The sequence below is a fragment of the Tessaracoccus luoxuelianae genome (assembly GCF_055326245.1).
Window position 1 is genome coordinate 1 of sequence record NZ_JBUZNO010000004.1, and the last position, 17,575, is coordinate 17,575.

Annotated in this window: 18 protein-coding genes; 13 read left to right on the forward strand and 5 right to left on the reverse strand. The window is 69.2% G+C overall.

The features are described from left to right. Positions 1–141: 141 nt before the first annotated feature. Positions 142–876 (forward strand): hypothetical protein, encoded by a 735-nt coding sequence (locus tag ACZK39_RS06860; protein WP_344676232.1) that lies wholly within the window; start codon positions 142–144, stop codon positions 874–876. A 171-nt stretch (positions 877–1,047) separates the two neighbouring features. On the opposite strand, the gene ACZK39_RS06865 is transcribed toward ACZK39_RS06860, so the two are convergent. Both ACZK39_RS06865 and ACZK39_RS06870 read right to left on the reverse strand, forming a co-directional pair. Beyond that, entirely contained in the window at positions 1,048–1,242 is a 195-nt protein-coding gene (locus tag ACZK39_RS06865; protein WP_182798548.1) for a hypothetical protein, read from the reverse strand. 484 nt (positions 1,243–1,726) lie between these two features. Next, positions 1,727–2,638, reverse strand: coding sequence for a CPBP family intramembrane glutamic endopeptidase (locus ACZK39_RS06870; RefSeq protein ID WP_459054846.1), 912 nt, complete (start codon positions 2,636–2,638; stop codon positions 1,727–1,729). A 133-nt stretch (positions 2,639–2,771) separates the two neighbouring features. On the opposite strand from ACZK39_RS06870, the gene ACZK39_RS06875 reads away from it, so the two are divergent. After that, entirely contained in the window at positions 2,772–3,992 is a 1,221-nt protein-coding gene (locus tag ACZK39_RS06875; protein WP_459054845.1) for a sensor histidine kinase, read from the forward strand. Next, complete coding sequence (locus ACZK39_RS06880) at positions 3,983–4,648, forward strand: response regulator (protein WP_459054844.1); 666 nt, start codon at positions 3,983–3,985, stop codon at positions 4,646–4,648. Before ACZK39_RS06875 ends, ACZK39_RS06880 begins: the two co-directional genes overlap by 10 nt. Before the next feature lie 321 nt (positions 4,649–4,969). Here ACZK39_RS06880 and ACZK39_RS06885 read toward each other — a convergent pair whose 3' ends face one another. Further along, positions 4,970–5,368: a helix-turn-helix domain-containing protein gene (locus tag ACZK39_RS06885; RefSeq protein WP_459054843.1), complete on the reverse strand. Its 399-nt coding sequence runs from the start codon at positions 5,366–5,368 to the stop codon at positions 4,970–4,972. Positions 5,369–6,022: 654 nt separating this feature from the next. Between ACZK39_RS06885 and ACZK39_RS06890 the strand changes: the two genes are divergently transcribed. The 3 genes from ACZK39_RS06890 to ACZK39_RS06900 are packed head-to-tail and all read left to right on the forward strand — an operon-like array spanning position 6,023 to position 6,807. Further along, the gene (locus ACZK39_RS06890) at positions 6,023–6,199 is read left to right on the forward strand and encodes a hypothetical protein (protein WP_459054842.1); all 177 of its coding nucleotides are present in this window, start codon (positions 6,023–6,025) and stop codon (positions 6,197–6,199) included. Between the two features lie 55 nt (positions 6,200–6,254). Further along, complete coding sequence (locus tag ACZK39_RS06895; protein WP_459054841.1) at positions 6,255–6,578, forward strand: hypothetical protein; 324 nt, start codon at positions 6,255–6,257, stop codon at positions 6,576–6,578. Next, positions 6,562–6,807, forward strand: a complete 246-nt coding sequence (locus ACZK39_RS06900) for a YlcI/YnfO family protein (RefSeq protein WP_182784575.1) — start codon at positions 6,562–6,564, stop codon at positions 6,805–6,807. Before ACZK39_RS06895 ends, ACZK39_RS06900 begins: the two co-directional genes overlap by 17 nt. Before the next feature lie 124 nt (positions 6,808–6,931). Here ACZK39_RS06900 and ACZK39_RS06905 read toward each other — a convergent pair whose 3' ends face one another. Together ACZK39_RS06905 and ACZK39_RS06910 are read right to left on the reverse strand one after the other, a co-directional pair. After that, complete coding sequence (locus tag ACZK39_RS06905) at positions 6,932–7,588, reverse strand: endonuclease III domain-containing protein (RefSeq protein WP_459054840.1); 657 nt, start codon at positions 7,586–7,588, stop codon at positions 6,932–6,934. Positions 7,589–8,250: 662 nt separating this feature from the next. Further along, the gene (locus ACZK39_RS06910; RefSeq protein ID WP_459054839.1) at positions 8,251–9,060 is read right to left on the reverse strand and encodes an aldose epimerase family protein; all 810 of its coding nucleotides are present in this window, start codon (positions 9,058–9,060) and stop codon (positions 8,251–8,253) included. Positions 9,061–9,113: 53 nt separating this feature from the next. Between ACZK39_RS06910 and ACZK39_RS06915 the strand changes: the two genes are divergently transcribed. The 7 genes from ACZK39_RS06915 (at position 9,114) to dapC (ending at position 17,387) form a co-directional block, all read left to right on the forward strand. Then, the gene (locus ACZK39_RS06915) at positions 9,114–9,620 is read left to right on the forward strand and encodes a GNAT family N-acetyltransferase (RefSeq protein ID WP_220491074.1); all 507 of its coding nucleotides are present in this window, start codon (positions 9,114–9,116) and stop codon (positions 9,618–9,620) included. A gap of 41 nt (positions 9,621–9,661) precedes the next feature. Continuing rightward, entirely contained in the window at positions 9,662–10,171 is a 510-nt protein-coding gene (locus ACZK39_RS06920) for a phosphoribosyltransferase (protein ID WP_182784561.1), read from the forward strand. Between the two features lie 140 nt (positions 10,172–10,311). Continuing rightward, a complete protein-coding gene (gene tkt / locus ACZK39_RS06925; protein WP_182784559.1) occupies positions 10,312–12,366 on the forward strand; it encodes a transketolase in 2,055 nt (684 codons plus the stop codon). A 77-nt stretch (positions 12,367–12,443) separates the two neighbouring features. Beyond that, a complete protein-coding gene (locus ACZK39_RS06930) occupies positions 12,444–14,120 on the forward strand; it encodes a S49 family peptidase (protein WP_459054838.1) in 1,677 nt (558 codons plus the stop codon). A 77-nt stretch (positions 14,121–14,197) separates the two neighbouring features. Further along, on the forward strand, positions 14,198–15,892 hold the full coding sequence (locus ACZK39_RS06935; protein WP_459054837.1) for a VanW family protein: 1,695 nt from the start codon (positions 14,198–14,200) through the stop codon (positions 15,890–15,892). A gap of 74 nt (positions 15,893–15,966) precedes the next feature. Further along, positions 15,967–16,287 carry a ferredoxin gene (gene fdxA / locus ACZK39_RS06940; protein WP_182784552.1) on the forward strand — a complete coding sequence of 107 codons (321 nt, stop codon included), beginning with the start codon at positions 15,967–15,969 and terminating at the stop codon, positions 16,285–16,287. Beyond that, positions 16,287–17,387 (forward strand): succinyldiaminopimelate transaminase, encoded by a 1,101-nt coding sequence (gene dapC, locus ACZK39_RS06945; protein ID WP_459054836.1) that lies wholly within the window; start codon positions 16,287–16,289, stop codon positions 17,385–17,387. The genes fdxA and dapC overlap by 1 nt, the downstream gene beginning before the upstream one ends. The last annotated feature ends 188 nt before the right edge of the window (positions 17,388–17,575 follow it).

Genomic DNA, 17,575 nt, shown 5'->3' on the forward strand with positions numbered 1-17,575 from the left:
TGCCGCGGGTTGCGCGAGGGTCGTGTGTCGGCTCCGCTTGCCGCAGCGCGGTATGCCTTCGTGTTGAACGCTGTCCGCAACGAGCGGGTGGCCCCGTTCCCGCACATCAGGAGTGGGGCGCTACGGCCTTACCCTTGCGGTATGGCCCTGCCTCGCCACACGACGGACGCCGCCCTGTCGGCTTGGCTCGCGCCCCGGCTGCTGCCGTGGGGACCGGCTGGGGTTCCGGTGGGTGCCATGGTGCCGACGGGCTTCGCGGCGTATGTGCGGGTCCTGCACCCCCTGCCGGACGGACGCCGCTGGCGGGAGATCGCGGCGTCCAATGGACGCGTCCTGCATCCCCTGGCGCAGTGGAGCCACATGTTCGACACCCTGCGCCACCCGAACCTGTGGCCGCCGGATGGCCATCTCCCGCGCCCCGACCACGACGCGCTGGTCGCGCACCTGCAGGCGTCTGGGGACGTGACCTACGCGGTGTGGGAGGGCTACGGGTTCTGGGGAGGCGGCGCGGTCGAGGCGCACCACCCCGATCTGATGACCTACGAGGTCCCGGTGCCGAGCCGGGTCCCGGGGGGTGCCGAGCCGGTGTTGGCCCTGCCGCACCGGCGCTACCACCTGTTCCGGGCGCCCCTGGCCGCGCACGAGACGTGGGTCGAGGACGAGAGCTTCGGGCAGTCGGCGAACCTCGTATGGCCGGACGACCACGTCTGGTGTCTGGCCACCGAGATCGACTTCGGCTTCACGCTGCTCGGCTGCGAGCGCGCGGTCGCGGACGTCGTTCTCGCCGATCCCGCTCTTGAGGCGTTCGAGGTTGGTGTGGACGACAACATGAGCTGGTCCGGGGACGCCATCAATCCGGCGCCCCGGCGGGCCTGACAGCCGCCTCCGACCCGCCGACCGGCCCGTTCGACCCGGCCGATCCAGCTCGCCCCGCCTGCTGAACCGCCGCACGACGCGTGAACCGGGCACCAGACGATTCCACCTGAGCTGGAGTTGGTGAAGCGCGAACATCCGCTCTTGCCGCGGTGGGTGGAGTTCCTCGGTCAATCAAGGAGCTCGTCGGCGTGCCCACCATCGTCCAGACGCGAGCAGGACCGCCGCGGTCGCCAACAGCCACCACAGTTCGTCCATCCCCGGTGGATCGGCCCACGGGCCGAAGTAGAACATCGTGACCATGATGGCCGCCGTGACGATCGCCGCCAGGGCGACGCCGACGATCAGCTCGACGATGAATCGCATCACCCTGGGACTCCTTCACCTGCCGGCCGCGCGCACCACGCTTCCGTCGCGACTGCCCTTTCGCGATCACTGACGACGACGTAGCCCCAGTTGAAAACCGGCAACTCCGCTCACGACGAGCGAGCCGGCGAAGACCAGGGCTAAGCCCCAGACTTGTCCGGGCTGCAGCACCATGGTGGTGGACCACGGTTGGTCCGCTAGAGGGGCGTAGGCGAACCACCCGAAGGAGCTCGGTCCCGGCGCCGTCATTGCGAAGGTGATGATGCCTGAAGCAGTGAGAGCGGCACCGATGCCGCCTAGGACCAACTGCGCTACGGCTCGCGTGTTCGCCATACACAGCAGTGTGGCATGCGTCGAGCGCACCACTCCTGGCAGCAACTGGAAAGGCACTCATCCACCGCACCTCGTGGGTTCTCTTCATGCAGCAGTAGCCAGGTGGCACGGGCGCTTCAGCACGAGATCACTCACCGCCGTAAATCGGCCCGCGTCACCTGAGCGAGTCGACCCACAGGATGAGCGTGGTGCAGACGGCGACGGTCGCCAGGGAGACCGCGGCGTCGAGGGTGGTCACGTCGGTGGCGTTGAGGTCGCCCCAGCCGATGGCGCCGAACACGAAGCCTAGGGAGTTGTTCACCGCGTGCAGCACGATGGCCGCTTCGAGGCCGCCGGTGCGCCACACCAGCACACCCGCCGCCACCGCGAAGCCGGCCACGCCGATCATGCCGGGCGGGTTGTAGGCGTGTCCGACGACGAACAGGGGGAGGGGTAGCAGGATGCCCCACCACGGGTTGCGGAGCCAAGCGCCGAACACCTGCAAGGGCAGCGCGCGGAACGCAAACTCCTCGGCGGCGGCCTGGAGGGGCACGATCAGGAGCGCCCCGGCGATCAGCCACCCGCTGTACGGGTGCCACGAGGGCGTGATCGGCTCGCCGGCGACCCAGCCCACAGTGAGGTACCCCAACTGGACGGCAAGGTACACGCCGAGGCAGATCGCCAGCGAGCGGAGCAGCAGGCCGGTGCGCAGGCGTCCAGCGACGGACAGGAGTGTGCCGACGGGGCGGCGTCCGGCGGCCACGCCGATCATCACCGCGGGGATCAGCAGGATCAGCGTGACCATCAGCGCCAGGAACTGGTACGGGTTGTACAGGTCGGTCTGCTCATCCACCAGGCCTAGTGACGCCTCGAGCGCCGGGTTGATCAGCACGGCGGCGACTATCCCGGTGAGGACCAGCAGGATCAGGGCGAGGTAGGACACCGACGCCGCTAAGAGGGTGACCAGGGGGCGCCACCACCGATAGTTCGCCTCGGCGCGGGCGAGCCGGTGGTAGCGGGGAAGAGGAGAGGCCGAGGCCGCCGGAGCGGGGGTGGGCGTGTCGCGAATAGTGGTGGAGATCGTCATGGGCTCATCGTGTCGGGCGGCACTCCGAAGGCGGTATCGGTCGGCCGGGTGCCTCCGGGAGCCGAAGGGATGGTCTCCGATTCATACCGTCGGTCGACACCGCTCGCACCGCCGGCTGGCCTAGGGTGGCGCGGTGACCGTTCAACCCGCGCCTGCTGCCTCCGTGCCCCGAGGGCTGCGGGAGGGGAGCGTGGTGTTCCTGGTCGCGGTCGCGGTGTTCTCGATGCTGGGGATGGTGATCGCTCTGCCCGGGTATCTGGACTCGCCGCTGGGTGGGTGGCTTGGCCCGGCCGCGATGCTGGTGAACCTGGCCGGCCTCGTCGCTTCCCAAGTGCTGTTGCCGAAGGTTCTGGACCGGGCGCCGAGCTTCGTGGAGGCGCCGGATGAGGAACGCGAACGCCGGGTGCTGCGCTACGCCTTGGTGATCATCGCGCTGGCGGGCGTCTCTGACGGGGCGGGGCTGGGGGCCGCGATCGTGTTGGTGTCGATCGCCGGACGCCGTCGCTGGCCGCCGATCCTCGTGACCGTGGTCGCCTTCGGTGTCGCGTACGCGGTGGGCCGGTGGTTGATCGTCCCACCGGGGGCGAACACGCTGACGGCGTCCGAGGAGGCCATCGGGATCGCCCTGCTGATCGCGATCCTGGTGTTGTTCGGCCTCTACCGCGGCAGCCGGCGCGCCTTGTGGCGCTCGCTGCACCAGGAGGCCGTTCTGGCCCGGCGGGAACAGGCCGCACGCCTGCTGCAGGCCCGCGAGGCCGAACGCACGCGCATCGCCCGCGAGATGCACGATTCGTTGTCGCACCGCCTGGCCCTGATTTCGCTGCACGCGGGCGCCCTGGAGTACCGCGACGACCTCGACCCCGCCGCCGCCCGCGAGGCGGCCGGGGTGATCAGGTCGGCCGCGGAGAACGCTGCGGACGAACTCGGTGCGGTGCTGGCCGTCCTCCGCCCGCCCTCGGAGGGCACCTCCCCCGCGCCCACCCTCGACGACGTGGGCACGCTCGTCGACACCGCCAACACCCCCGGGAGCCCCGTCCACCTGATCCTCGACATCGGCCCCGGCGAACCCGTCCCGGCCGCGATCGGACACCTCTACCGCCTCGTCCAGGAATCCCTCACCAACGCCGTCAAGCACGCCCCCGGCCAGCCCGTCACGGTCACGATCACGGGAGCGCCCGACAGCGGCGTCCACGTCTCGGTGAGCAACCCGCTGCCGGCCACCCCGGCGGACGCCCCCGGGTCCGGTCTGGGGCTGGCCGGGCTGACCGAACGGATGGCCCTGATCGGAGGCCGCTTCACCGCCACACCCGACGCAGGCGCTTTCCGGGTGGACGCATGGTTGCCATGGGCCTGACCCAGATCCGGGTGCTGCTCGTCGACGACGAGCCGCTGATCAGGGCCGGACTGCGGATGATCCTCGACGGGGCCGGCGGCATTGCCGTGGTCGGTGAGGCCGCCGACGGGCTGGACGCCGCCGCGCGCGTCGCCGATCTGCACCCCCACGTGGTACTCATGGACGTCCGGATGCCGCGGTGCGACGGTGTCGAGGCCACCCGCACCATCCGCGCGCGAACCCACCCGCCGACCGTGGTGATGCTCACGGCCTTCGACACCGATGACTTCCTGCTGCGCGCGCTCGACGCGGGAGCCTCCGGCTTCCTGCTCAAGCACACGCCACCGGCCGAACTGGTGGCGGCCGTCCAGCAGGCCGCCGATGGGACGATGTCGTTCTCGCCGAGCGTCCTGCAGCGGCTGGTGACGCACGCCACGCGCGCACCGCAGCCCACGGCGTCCGACCCCCTCGACGGGCTCAGCGCCCGCGAAGCCGAGATCGCGCGCCTGGTCGCTGACGGGCTCACCAACGCCGAGATCGCCGGCCGCCTGTTCCTGTCACTGCCGACGATCAAGACCCACCTCGCCCGCATCTTCGACAAACTTGGGGTCACCAGCCGCGTCCAACTGGCCCTCGCGGTCCACGGACACACCGGCGCTAGTGGTCGTCACCGTTAGTTCGCCAGGGGTCTAGCCGGCCCAGGCACGCACATTGCATCGTTGTCCTCGATCGATGATGCCCCCGCATCGCCTCACTCCTCCGCCTTGCACTGCACGCACCTGAACCACCCATCCCCCCGACGAACTAACGGTGATGACCACTAGCCGGCGACCAGGTACTCCTCGTAGGTCAGCCGGTGTCGCGGGCGTGGTCGGTCATCGCTCACGTCGAGCCTTCCGATCGCGGCCGGATCAACGGCAACATGGCGGCATGATCAGCGTCCAGCAGCTCGGGACCTTCCGTGCTTTCAGGTGGCGAACCAGTCGCCGAACTGGTAATCAGACCAGGGCGGCTGACACGCGGTTTGTCGACGCCGAGCTTGCCTCGGCGCCGTCGACAGCCTGCCGAGCCACCTCAATGTCGGCCTCGCCGCCGAGGATGAACGTCAACCCTGTGCGGACCATCGCATCATCGTCGACGATGCCCAGCCTGATCAGAGTCTCCACCCGCCGGGCCGTGGCCTCGACCACGAATTCTCGCGCGTGGACGCCGTGACATACCGAGCCGCCCACGAGCTCGACCGGCTCGTCGCCGCCCACGATCCCCAGCCCGGCTCCCGACCGGTCAGGGGCGGCGAGGTCGGCCAGCGGGTTGCTGGCGCGGAGGGTGACGGCCGCGGGGTGACGTCGAGGGTTAGCGTCACCGGAACCCCGGGGGCGTGCTTGCGTGCGTTGCACCGGATGGCACCGAGACTGCGACATCCGGATCTGCCGCCCTCAGTGCGCTGCGATTGGATTCGCACTGTAGGTAGGGGGCTTGGCGGCGCAGAATCTGGCCATGACCAGTCCTGACCCTGTGCTGTTTCCTGTGCTCATCGACGCGCCACTGCTCCGCTCGTCAGGGCGGTGGCCGCGTACTTGGCTCGGTACCGTGGGCAGACCCGAGTCCATACTGAGTCGGACCTTCGCGCGTATCTGGTGTGGTGCTGCGAGCGGGTGCTGGAGCCGTTGGAGGCTAGTCGGGCGCAGATCGAGTTGTATGTGCGCTGGATGCAGGAAGTGCGACACTTCCAGCCCTCGACCGTGAGCCGTCGGGTCACGGTGATGGCAGGCTTCTATCGCACCTGCGTTATCGACACCAAGTCCTCGCGGCCTCGCCTGCTGACTACGTCAGGCGCCCCAACGTGCCGCCGGAGTCCCCGACTCTGGGACTTTCGCACCTTCAGTTCGAGGCCATGCTCAGCGCCTCACGGCTGTCGGCTAACGTCAACGACTTCGCCTTGGTGGTGATGCTGGGACTGCTCGGACTCCGGATCTTCGAAGCATGCGGTGCCAACATCCAAGACCTCGGTGAGGAGCATGGTCACCGCGTGCTGAAGGTTCACGGCAAGGGTGGCAAGGTTCGTCGCGGGACGAGCGGAGGGGCCGATTCTGCTCAACCGTCGCGGCTCTCAGATCGCCGCCCGACACGCAGACCCCAGAACCACCATGCGCTACGACCGCGCCCGCAAGAACCTCGACAGGCATCCCAACTGCATCCTCGCCGCCTACATGGCCTCCGGCACCTGACATGCCACGAACCCGGTTCGTACTACATTGTCCGACGCAAGGTACACTGGGCGACGTGGGAGAGGAACTCGACTGGGACGACGAGTCCGCGGCGTACATCCGAAATCGCGGCGACCGTTACCCCGGCGGGGGTGGCGTCGAACCGAACTGGGCGCAGGAGGTGATGGATGACCCCGACCTCGCAGCGTTCGAACCGGACCCGAAGTCACGGATGGGTGCTTCTCGATTCATCGGCTACTCCATGGCTGCCGGCAGAGTGCTGGTGGTCATCGCGTTCCGAGACGCTGATGGAGATCTGCACGGGATCAATGCGTGGCCGGCAACCGGTGCCGATCTGAGGTTCTATCGAGAGGGAACTAGACATGGCAAAGACAATTGACCCTGCGCTGGCGGCTCGGCTGCGAGATGACTCTGAGAGAACCCGCGAGAACGACTACCCGGAGGGGGCGCGACCGTCCCGCCCGAACCGGACGAAGGTGTACTCGATCCGGCTCAGCGAAGACGAGCAGGCCCGGGTGCAGCAGGCCGCCGATGCCCAGCACCTTCCACCGTCGACCCTGGTGCGTTCCTGGATCCTCGACCGACTCAACCAGGACAAGACCGCCTGAAGCCATCCGGATCTGCCGCAGCCAGCGCGTTCGATCCTGCCGAGATGAGCTAGTTGTTCTCCTGCTTATGTCTTCGGCCCGGCCAAGCACCTCGGCAGCGTCCCTGTTGCGGGCGTTCACCTGCTCAGCTAGCGCTGTAGTAGTCGCACTGAGCGGTGAGAGGGCAGTCGCCGCACCTGGGGGTGCGCGCGACGCAGACCTTCATGCCGTGCTGGATCAGCCACTCGTGGGCATGCTGGCGGTAGCACACGGGGGTGGCCTCGGTGAGTGGGTCGACGGTCTGCTCCGCGGACAAGCTGGCGTCGACGAGGCCGAGGCGTTGCACGAGGCGCTTGACGTGGGTGTCGACGGCGATGGTGGGTGCGGCATGCAGGGTGTTCATCAGAATGTCGGTGCACTTGCGGCCGATGCCGGGAAGCGCCATCAGCTCCTCGCGGGTCGCGGGGACCTCACCGCCGTGTTCGTCGAGGATCTGTCGGGCCATCGCCTTCAAAGTCTTGGTCTTGCGGTTGTAGTGCGCGACCGAGCGGATCGTCTCGCGCAGGTCGTCGTCGTCCATCGCGGCCAGCCCGGCGAACGAGTCAACCTTCTTGTAAAGGGCGACGGCGGCCTTGATGCAGCGCGGCGAGCTGGTCATGGTCGACAGCGCGACCGACACGGTGCTGCGGAACGAGTTGTCGGACAGCCCGTTCGTCATCCACTCGTCGTCGGACTCGGCGTAGGTGGGATAGGTCCCGGACAAGATCTCGTAGATCTTCTCGACGGTGCCGGGCTGTTTCACGAGGGCCTCCAAGCTGGAAGAGGTTGGGATGCCCGCTCGAGGCAAAACACGGGAGCCGTATCGAGGGATGTCGACACCGCTTTTTGGTGTGCCTCTGGACACTACCCGGCTGGGGCAGGGCTCCACCAGCCGGCTCGCGTGCGAGGCCGGCCGTGGAGAAGCACTGGATCCCAGGGTCCGCGGAGGCGGGACGCCAGTGCCGCCTCCCACGCTCAGGAGGCAGACCAGTGGGTGCCACTGTGGGCACGGTTCCGCGCCCTCGGCTTCGGCACCTGGCGGTGGCGTGTGGCCCTGTCCGCGGAGGCGTGCCCCGATGCTCGGATGTTCCGCGAAGGCGCGACGCCCTGGTTTCTAGGTGCGTCCATGGCAGTCGGCGGCGACTATTCGGCAGGTCTGATGTCGCAGTCGGTACCAGACCTACCGCTTGGTCCCTTCGCCGGTGAGACCAGGGGCCGTCCCGCTTGCTGAGGTGCCGCGGAGCGCGGCCCGGAAGCCCCAGGAACGTGACATCGTCAATTCGCGTTTCCGAGGCTCGTGTCTGCGCTCCTCGACCTCAGGCAACGGAAAGTGGCCTGGGTCAGGCGATCCTGCGCCTCACAGCCAGCGAGCCGTTCGAGCTAGCATGCCGGGCATGCCTGGAAAGTAGATCTTCGCTCGACAGCTCACACCTCGACGTGCATGGCAACGGTGTGACGGCCGCCCGCCGGGATCGACACCGCGTCTCCCTGCACGCAGCCGTACTCAACGCAGACGAACTCGGACCACTGGTCGCCGGAGACCTGCGAGCCGCCGGGGCCTGGGTTCCAGACGATCACGTTGGACGCTCCGTCGGCTGAGAGCCGCATGCTGCCCGCCGGGTCACTGAGCGTCACCGCCGGCGCGCCGACATACACGCGATCCACGTGCCGCCCCAGCGCGATCGGCGCATGTTCTGAGGTGGGCCTGGCGTCGGCCGCGAAGTCCCGGAACGGCACCCCCTCCAGCCCTTCAACCGAGGCGCGCCGGGCGTCGACGGCGAAGTACGGGTGCAGTGCCACATCCACCACCACGTCGCGCGTCGGGCTGGAGACCTCCAGGGCGGCTGTGAGCCTGTGGCGGTCCATGTGGACGTCCAGCCGGTAGCCGAGGTCCGGAGGATAGAGCTCCGCGCTCGGCAGGTGCTCGATCGCCGCGGGCTCCACCGTGAGGACAGCGCGGGCGCCGTCGTCGCTCTGCTCCAGCAGATCCAGCACCCAAGGCGCGCGGGCGACGAGCCCATGCGGGTAGGGCACGGGGAACTCGCCCCGGCCGGTGCCGAACCACGGCGCGCACACAGGGATGCCGCCGTGCCACATCCACCCGATCTGTGGCTGCGCCTCCTCTGCCATCCACAGCACCTCGCCTCGGCCCGACGGTGCCCACGACAGCACGCAGCCGCCCACCGTTGTGAGGCTCCCGCGTCCCCACGCCCCGTGCACCTGGTGGATGGTCATGCCGGCCACGCTACCCTCGCGGGACCCGCCCGTGAGCCCATACGATGTGGCTCATGCCGACGATCCGTCCCGCCCAGCCCCGAGACCTGCCGGCCATCACCGACATCTACAACGAGGCCGGCGTCGGGACCACCGCCTCCTACGCACTCGATCCCGTCAGCCTCGACGACCGCCGCGCCTGGTGGGAGCGCCTGACCGCCTCCGGATATCCGGTGTTGGTCCTGGAGGACGGCGACGAGGTGGTCGGGTATGCCAGCTATGCGCAGTTCCGCCCGCTGGCCGGCTACGCCCACACGGTCGAGCACAGCGTCTACATCCGTTCGGGCCGTCGCGCCGCGGGGGCCGGCCGGATGCTGATGCTGGCCCTGATCGACTACGCCCGTGGGCGGGGGGTGCACGTCATGGTGGGCGTGGTCGATGGCGCCAATGAGGAGTCCCTCACGTTCCACCGCAAGCTCGGGTTCACCGAGTCGGGGCGACTGCCGCAGGTGGGCCGCAAGTTCGACCGCTGGCTGGACGTGGTCTTCGTCACCTTGGTGCTCGGCGAGGCGCACCCCTGAGCCTCCCGTGGATGCGCAGGGGCCCCGTTAGCATGGACGCCATGGCCTACCACGCTGACGCGACCAACCTCGCCCACAAGGAGATCCTCACCTGGGAGGGCTTCGGCGCCGCCCAGCGTGAGCTCGCCGGCATGGTGGCCGACTCCGGGTTCCAGCCCTCGATCATCGTGGCCGTGGCGCGTGGGGGCATGCCGGTGGCCGGCGGCCTCACCTACGCACTCGGCGTGAAGCTCACCGACGTGATCAACGTGGAGTTCTATACCGACGTGGACCAGACACTCCCTGACCCCATCCTGCTGGCGCCCATGCTGGACACCGCCTCGATCGCGGGCAAGCGGATCCTTGTGGTCGACGACGTGGCGGACTCTGGCCGCACGCTCGGCCTGGTCATCAAGCTGCTGCGCGGCTTCGGGGCGGACGTGCGCAGCGCGGTGCTGTACGCGAAGTCCGGGACACTCCTCGAGCCGGACCACGTGTGGAAGCACACCGACGAGTGGATCGTGTTCCCCTGGTCCGCCGAGCCGCCGGTCATCGGCGAGGGCCCGCGCTGAGCATCTGCCCAACCTTTCCTGCGCGCCACGGCAACAGGTGGGAACCCTGGCAGCCCGCGCGACCGCGCAGGATAGTCTGGTCACGCACATTCGCGCGGCGCCTTGCTCGGTCGTCGCAGATCAGTTAGGAACCGAAAAACGTGACTCTTGAGTGGACCGAACAGGACACACGGGCCGTCGACACCGCCCGCATCCTCGCAGCCGACGCCGTAGAGAAGGTCGGCAACGGACACCCCGGCACCCCGATCTCGCTGGCACCGGTGGCCTACCTGCTCTACCAGAAGGTCATGAACACGGACCCCTCCGACGACCTGTGGCTCGGCCGCGACCGTTTCGTCCTGTCCGCCGGGCACGCGTCGCTGACGCAGTACACGCAGCTGTACCTGGGCGGCCTCGGCCTCGAGCTCGAGGACCTCAAGTCCCTGCGCACCTGGGGCTCCAAGACCCCCGGCCACCCGGAGTACCACCACACCAAGTTCGTCGAGTGCACCACCGGCCCCCTCGGCGCCGGTATCTCCAACGCCGTCGGGATGGCCATGGCCGCCCGCCGCGAGCGAGGTCTCTTCGACCCGGAGGCGCCCCAGGGTGAGTCCGTGTTCGACCGCCAGATCTACGTCATCGCCGGCGACGGCTGCCTCCAGGAGGGCCTCTCGTCCGAGGCTTCGTCCCTGGCCGGCACCCAGAACCTGGGCAACCTCACCCTCATCTACGACGACAACCGGATCACCATCGAGGGTGAGACCGACATCTCGTTCACCGAGGACGTCAACGCCCGCTACGAGGCGTACGGCTGGCACGTGCAGAGCGTGGACTGGACCAACGGCGGCACCGAGTACGTCGAGGACATGGACGCCCTGTATGCGGCCATCGAGGCGGCCAAGGCCGTCACCGACAAGCCGAGCTTCATCAAGCTGACCACCGTCATCGGATGGCCGCTGCCCAACAAGCAGGGCATGCACGCCGTGCACGGCTCGAAGATCGGCGGCGACGAGATCGCAGCCCTGAAGGACGCGCTGAAGTTCGAGCAGGAGCCGTTCGCGGTCGACCAGTCGATCGTGGACTACGCCCGCGCCAACGCAGCCGAGCGGGGCCGTGCGGCCCGCGCTGCCTGGGACGAGAAGTTCGCGGCCTGGTCCGCGGCCAACCCGGAGCGCGTGGCGCTGCTGGAGCGCGCCGCTGCCCGCAAGCTGCCGGAGGACCTGAGCCTTCCGGTGTTCGAGGAGGGCAAGAAATCCACCCGCGCCGCCTCCGGCGAGGTGCTCTCGGCCCTGGCGCCCCAGCTGCCCGAGCTGTGGGGCGGCTCCGCCGACCTCGCGGGCTCGAACAACACGACGATGAAGGGCGAGCCCAGCTTCCTGCCCGAGGAGCGCGCCACGCACGACTGGCCCGGCCACAAGTACGGCCGGACGCTTCACTTCGGCATCCGCGAGCACGCCATGGGCGGCATCCTCAACGGCATCAACCTCTCGGGCCTCACCCGCGCCTACGGCGGCACCTTCCTGGTGTTCGCGGACTACATGCGGCCGGCCGTGCGTCTCGCCGCCATCATGCAGGTCCCGACGATCTTCGTCTGGAGCCACGATTCGGTCGGGGTCGGCGAAGACGGCCCCACCCACCAGCCCATCGAGCACCTCGCCTCGCTGCGCGCCATCCCCGGTCTCGACGTCGTTCGTCCCTCGGACGCCAACGAGACCGCCGTTGCGTGGGGCGAGGTGCTGCGCCGCGCCGACCGCCCTGCCGGCATCATCCTGTCCCGCCAGGACCTCCGCACCATCCCGCGCGGCGAGAAGTTCGCCTCCGCGGAGGGCGTCGCCAACGGCGCCTACGTGGTGAGCGAAGCCGACGGGGAGGCAGCCGTCATCCTGCTGGCCTCCGGCTCCGAGGTGGAACTGGCGCTGGCCTCGCAGGACGCGCTGCAGGCTGAAGGCATCGCCACCCGCGTGGTGTCCGTGCCCTGCCAGGAATGGTTCGACGAGCAGACGCCCGAGTACAAGGAGTCCGTCCTGCCCGCCGCCGTCACCGCGCGGGTCAGCATCGAGGCCGGCATCGCCATGGGGTGGTCGAAGTACCTGGGCGCCAAGGGCGCCTCGGTCAGCATCGAGCACTTCGGGGCCTCGGCCTCGGGCAGCAAGTGCTTCGAGGAGTTCGGCTTCACCGTCGCCAACGTGGTAGCCACCGCCAAGTCGGTCCTCTGACGAGGACACCTGCACCTCCCGCCGGCGGCGCTCCCTCACCCGAGGGGGCGCCGCCGGCGGCGTCTATGCTGGGCGGCATGGGCATCAAGGACGTTGTGGGCAAGGTCATCGGCGACAAGACGATCGTGCTGGAACTCGACATGGCCCGCGGCGTGTTGGTGACCAGGCCCACCAACCCGATGCAGGCCATCCAACTCATCAACAGCGCCACGCTCGGGGCGCTGCGCCAACACCTCGCGGACGCTGCTGAGGACCCCCGGGTCGTGGGCCTCATCGTCCATGCGGTCCCCTCCCAGACCCTCCTCGCCCACGTCGAGGAGATCGCGGGCCTGGTGGAGGCCTTCGGGGAGAAGAAGCCGACGGTGGCCTGGGCCGAGTCCTTCGGCGAGCTCAGCGGCGGCCTCGCCGCCTACCGGCTCGCCGTCGCCGCCGACGAGGTCTGGGTGCAGCCCACCGGCATGCTCAGCATCCACGGCGTGGAGCTCACCATCACGCTCATGCGCGGGCTGTTGGAGAAAGTGGGCGTGGAGCCGCAGTTCGGGCAGCGCCACGAGTACAAGACCGCCGCGGACAGCTATGCGGCAGACCACGTCACCGAGGCCAACCGCGAGATGGTGCAGCGGCTCGGGCAGTCGCTGGTTGACGAGATCGTCGCCGCGGTGGCCCGCCGCCGCGGGCTGAGCGCGGAGCAGGTCTGGGAGGGGGTCAACGGAGCCCCGGTGACGCCGGAACGGGCACTCGAACTCGGCCTCATCGATCGGATCGGCTACCGGGACGAGGCCTACGCAGCGACGCTGGGCGCCTGGGGAGCGGAGCCGGAGCACCTCCTGTTCGCCCACCGCTACACCTCGAAGGCGGCGCTCAAGCGGAAGCTCCGGATGGGCCAGCCCAAGGTGGCGGTGGTCACCCTCCGCGGCGCCATCGTGACCGGCCGCGGCCAGCGCAGCCCCCTGGGCGGCGAGCAGGCCGGGGCGGACGTGATCGACGAGCACCTCCGTGCCGCCCTGCGCGACGATGACGTCAAGGCGGTCATCTTCGACGTCGAATCGCCCGGCGGTTCGGCGGTGGCGTCTGACTTCATCCGGCGGTCAGTCCTCCGGCTCCGTGAGGCGGGCAAGCCGGTGGTGGCCCAGATGGGCCACTTGGCCGCCTCCGGGGGGTACTATGTGTCGATGCCCGCCGACGAGATCGTCGCGCACGCCTCAACACTGACCGGCTCCATCGGCGTCCTGGGCGGCAAGATGGTGACTCAAGGCCTTTACGACAAGCTCGGATTGATCCGGGAGGCGCTCCCGATCGGCGAAAGCGCCGGCTTCCTCTCATCCGCCTCCCGCTTCTCCGACGCGGACTGGGAGCGCCTCAACGCCTGGCTCGACCGCGTCTACCTGGAGTTCACCACCTTCGCGGCGCAGGACCGGGGCATGGAGTACGCCCAGCTCGAGTCGCTCGCCCGCGGGCGGGTCTGGACCGGGGCAGACGCCAAGGAGCGGGGCCTGGTGGACCACATCGGCGGTAGGGCGCTCGCGGTGGAGCGGGCCTGCGCGTTGGCGGGCCTCGATCGCGACGGGATCAAGCTCACGCACCTGGGGGAGTCCGGGGTGCTCGCGCTGATCAAGCCGGCCACCTCCAGCGAGGCCGCGGCCGGCGGCATGGGTCTTCCTGACGCGGAGGGCATCCTCGCCGGGCTGGCCGCGCAGGCCGGTCTGCACGGTCACGGGGCGCTCAGCCTCCCCTGGGCCCTGCGCCTGCGGTAGCGGCATTTGGGGCTGCCGTCGGCGGTTTCGTACCATGGTGTACTGCGCGGCCTTTCTGCCGCCACTGAGGGGTGGATGTGAAGAGAGCGACAAAGATCGCCATCGGTGTCGGGACCGGGGCCGTGGTGGTGTTGGGTGGCGTCTACGTCGCGTCCTACTTCGTCGCGGGAAACCAGGTGCCCGTCAGGGCGTCGGTGGAGGGCGTGGCCATCGGCGGCATGTCTCCGGAGCAGGCGGCCGAGACGCTCCGCAGCGAGCTCGGCCCGGCGGTCGAGGCGCCCATAGCGCTCACCGCCGGCGACGTGTCAGTCCCCCTGGAGCCGGCCTCGATCGGGCTCTCGGCAGATTTCGAGGCCACCGTCCGCGAGGCGGGCGGCGGGTTCAGCTGGAACCCGGCCGAGATCCTGGCCACCCTGGCCGGCGGTGAAGAGATCGCGCTGGTGCGTGTCGTCGATGAGGAGGCGCTGACCGACGGTGTCGCTGCGGTCGCCGACCGCTTCGCCGTCGACGGTGTGGACGCCACACTCGCCTTCGCGGACGGCGAAGTGGCGCGCACCGAGGCGGTCGAGGGGCAGCAACTCGACGTGGACGCCACGGCCGACGCCGTCGAGGGCGCCTTCCTGGCCAGCCAGGACACCGCCGAGGCGGCCACCGCCGCACAGCCCCCGGCCGTCACTGACGCCATGGTCGACGAGGCCGTCACCGCCTACGCCGAGCCCATCCTCAGTGGGCCCGTCACGGTGACCCACAAGACCGCTTCGATGGAGATCGCGCCCGCCGCAATCGCCGGCGTGACCACGTTCACCGTCACGGACGGAAAACTGGTGCCGGTGATCGACGGCGAGGCCCTCTCTGCTGTGGCGGAGGGCGCGGAGAAGGCGCTGGGCCTGAACACAGCCAAGGACGCCGGGTACCGGTTCACCACCGGCGCGCCAGTCGTGGTGCCCGCGGTGACGGGGGAGACCCTGGAGTTGGACGCGTTCGTCGAGGCCGTCAAGACGGCGGCCACGGCAACCGGGGAGGCCCGCACCTTCGCGGCCACCGTCACCGTCGAAGAGCCCGAGTTCACCACCGCCGAGGCGGAGGCTTTGGCGCCGACGGAGGTGATCGGCGAATACTCCACCCGGTTCCCTTACGCGGCATACCGCAACACCAACCTCAGCCAGGCCGCAAACTCCGTCAACGGCACTGTGGTTCTCCCCGGCGAGATCTTCTCGCTCAACGACACGCTCGGACCGCGCACCGCGGCCAACGGCTACGTCGATGGCTACGTCATCAACGGTGGGCGGCTGGTCAAGGAGGCCGGCGGCGGCATCTCGCAGGCCGCCACCACCTTGTACAACGCCGGCTTCTTCGCCGGGTACGAGGACGTGGAGCACAAGCCCCACAGCCTCTACTTCGACCGGTACCCGGCGGGCCGTGAGGCCACCATCTACTACGGCGTCCTGGACATGAGGTTCCGGAACGACACCAAGTACCCGGCAATCATCCAGGGCAGCGTGACGAAGGCGAGCTCGGGAAGCCGTGGCACCATCACCTTCAGAATCTGGTCCCAGCGCACCTACACCAAGGTGGAGTCCACCGAACTGGTGAAGTCCGGCTTCTACACCGGCGCCGAGCGAGTGGTCACCGAGACCCCGTGTGAGCCGCAGGCCCCGATTCAGGGCTTCACCGTCACCTGGCAGCGCCTGTTCTACCAGGGCTCAGAGGTGGTCAAGCGGGAGAACTACTCGTGGAAGTACAGCGCCGGGGACCGGATCACCTGCGGCTGAGGGATCGGTACGAGCCATCCGCCCCCCGGCGCGGCACGCTAAGCTGTCCACGTCCGCCCTTGAAGGAGTGAAACGTGACGTACATCATCGGTCTGCCCTGTGTCGATCTGAAGGACCGCGCCTGCGTTGAGGAGTGCCCGGTGGACTGTATCTACGAGGGCAATCGCATGCTCTACATCCACCCTGAAGAGTGCGTGGACTGCGGCGCCTGCGAGCCTGTATGCCCAGTCGAGGCCATCTACTACGAGGACGACGTGCCGGAGGATCAGGCGCAGTTCTACGACGTCAACGTGCAGTTCTTCGACGAGATCGGCTCGCCTGGCGGCGCCGCCAAGCTCGGCGTGATCCCCAAGGACCACCCCATCGTCGAGGCGCTCCCGCACCAGGGCGAGTGATGGCCCTCGGGGCCCGGCTTCCGGACTTCCCCTGGGACACGCTGAGTGACGCCAAACGGGCCGCATCTGCGCACCCCGACGGCCTCGTCGACCTGTCCGTCGGCACCCCCGTGGACCCCACGCCCCACCTGGCGCGGGAGGCCTTGGCGAGTGCGTCTGACGCGCCGGGCTACCCCACCGTGTGGGGCGCGCCGGCCACACGCCGAGCCATCCTTGACTACCTGGAGCGCCGTTGGGCGGCCGTCGCGCTGCCCGTTGAGGGCGTGTTGCCCGTCATCGGCACGAAGGAGCTGGTGGGGTGGCTTCCGACGCTGCTGGACCTCGGCCCATCCCACGCGGTGGTGTTCCCCGAATGCGCCTACCCCACCTACGAGGTGGGCGCGTTGACCGCAGGGTCGCGGGCGGTGCCGCTGGACGACCCCTCGCGCATCCCCGAGGACTCCAGGCTGATCTGGATCAACTCCCCAGCCAACCCCACTGGCCGCATCCTGTCGCTCGACGAGATGCGGGCTTTCGTGGCGGCTGCGCGGGAGCGCGGCGCGGTGCTCGCCAGCGACGAGTGCTACGGCGAGTTCGCGTGGGACGCGGAGCCGTTCTCGGTGCTGGACCCGCGCGTCAACGACGGCGATGTCACCGGCCTGCTCGCGGTGGGCTCGCTGTCCAAGCGGTCCAACGCCGCCGGCTACCGCGCGGGCTTCGTCGCGGGTGACCCCGCTGTGGTGCAGCAACTGGTGGCCGCCCGCAAGCACCTCGGGATGATCGTTCCCGCGCCCATCCAGGCCGCGATGGTCGCCATGCTGGGGGACCAGGCCCACGTCGAGGAGCAGCGCGCCCGCTATCTGGCCCGCCGCGCGGCGCTCAAGCCGGCGCTGGAGGCGGCCGGTTTCCGGATCGAGCACTCCGAGGGATCCCTGTACCTGTGGGCGACCCGGGACGAGGACTCCCGCGCGAGCGTGGCCTGGCTCGCCGAGCGGGGCATCCTGGTTGCGCCAGGAGACTTTTACGGCGTCGCGGCGGCCAGGCATGTGCGCGTCGCTCTGACGGGAACGGACGAGAGGGTCGCGGCGGCAGCCGCGCGCCTGGGGGCCTCTCGGGATTGACACGGACGGGCGATGTCCTTACTGTTTCCCTGTTGTCGACACGGAGGAGGTGCTGCAGATGTTGATCCACTCTGCGGTTCTCGGTCGGCCGCGCGCGTACTTCGCCCGCTGACCTGACTCCGCCGGGGCACAAGCCCCTCGTGACGCACTGGCGTCCCCACCTCCATCCAACAACCTTGCCGCGTCGT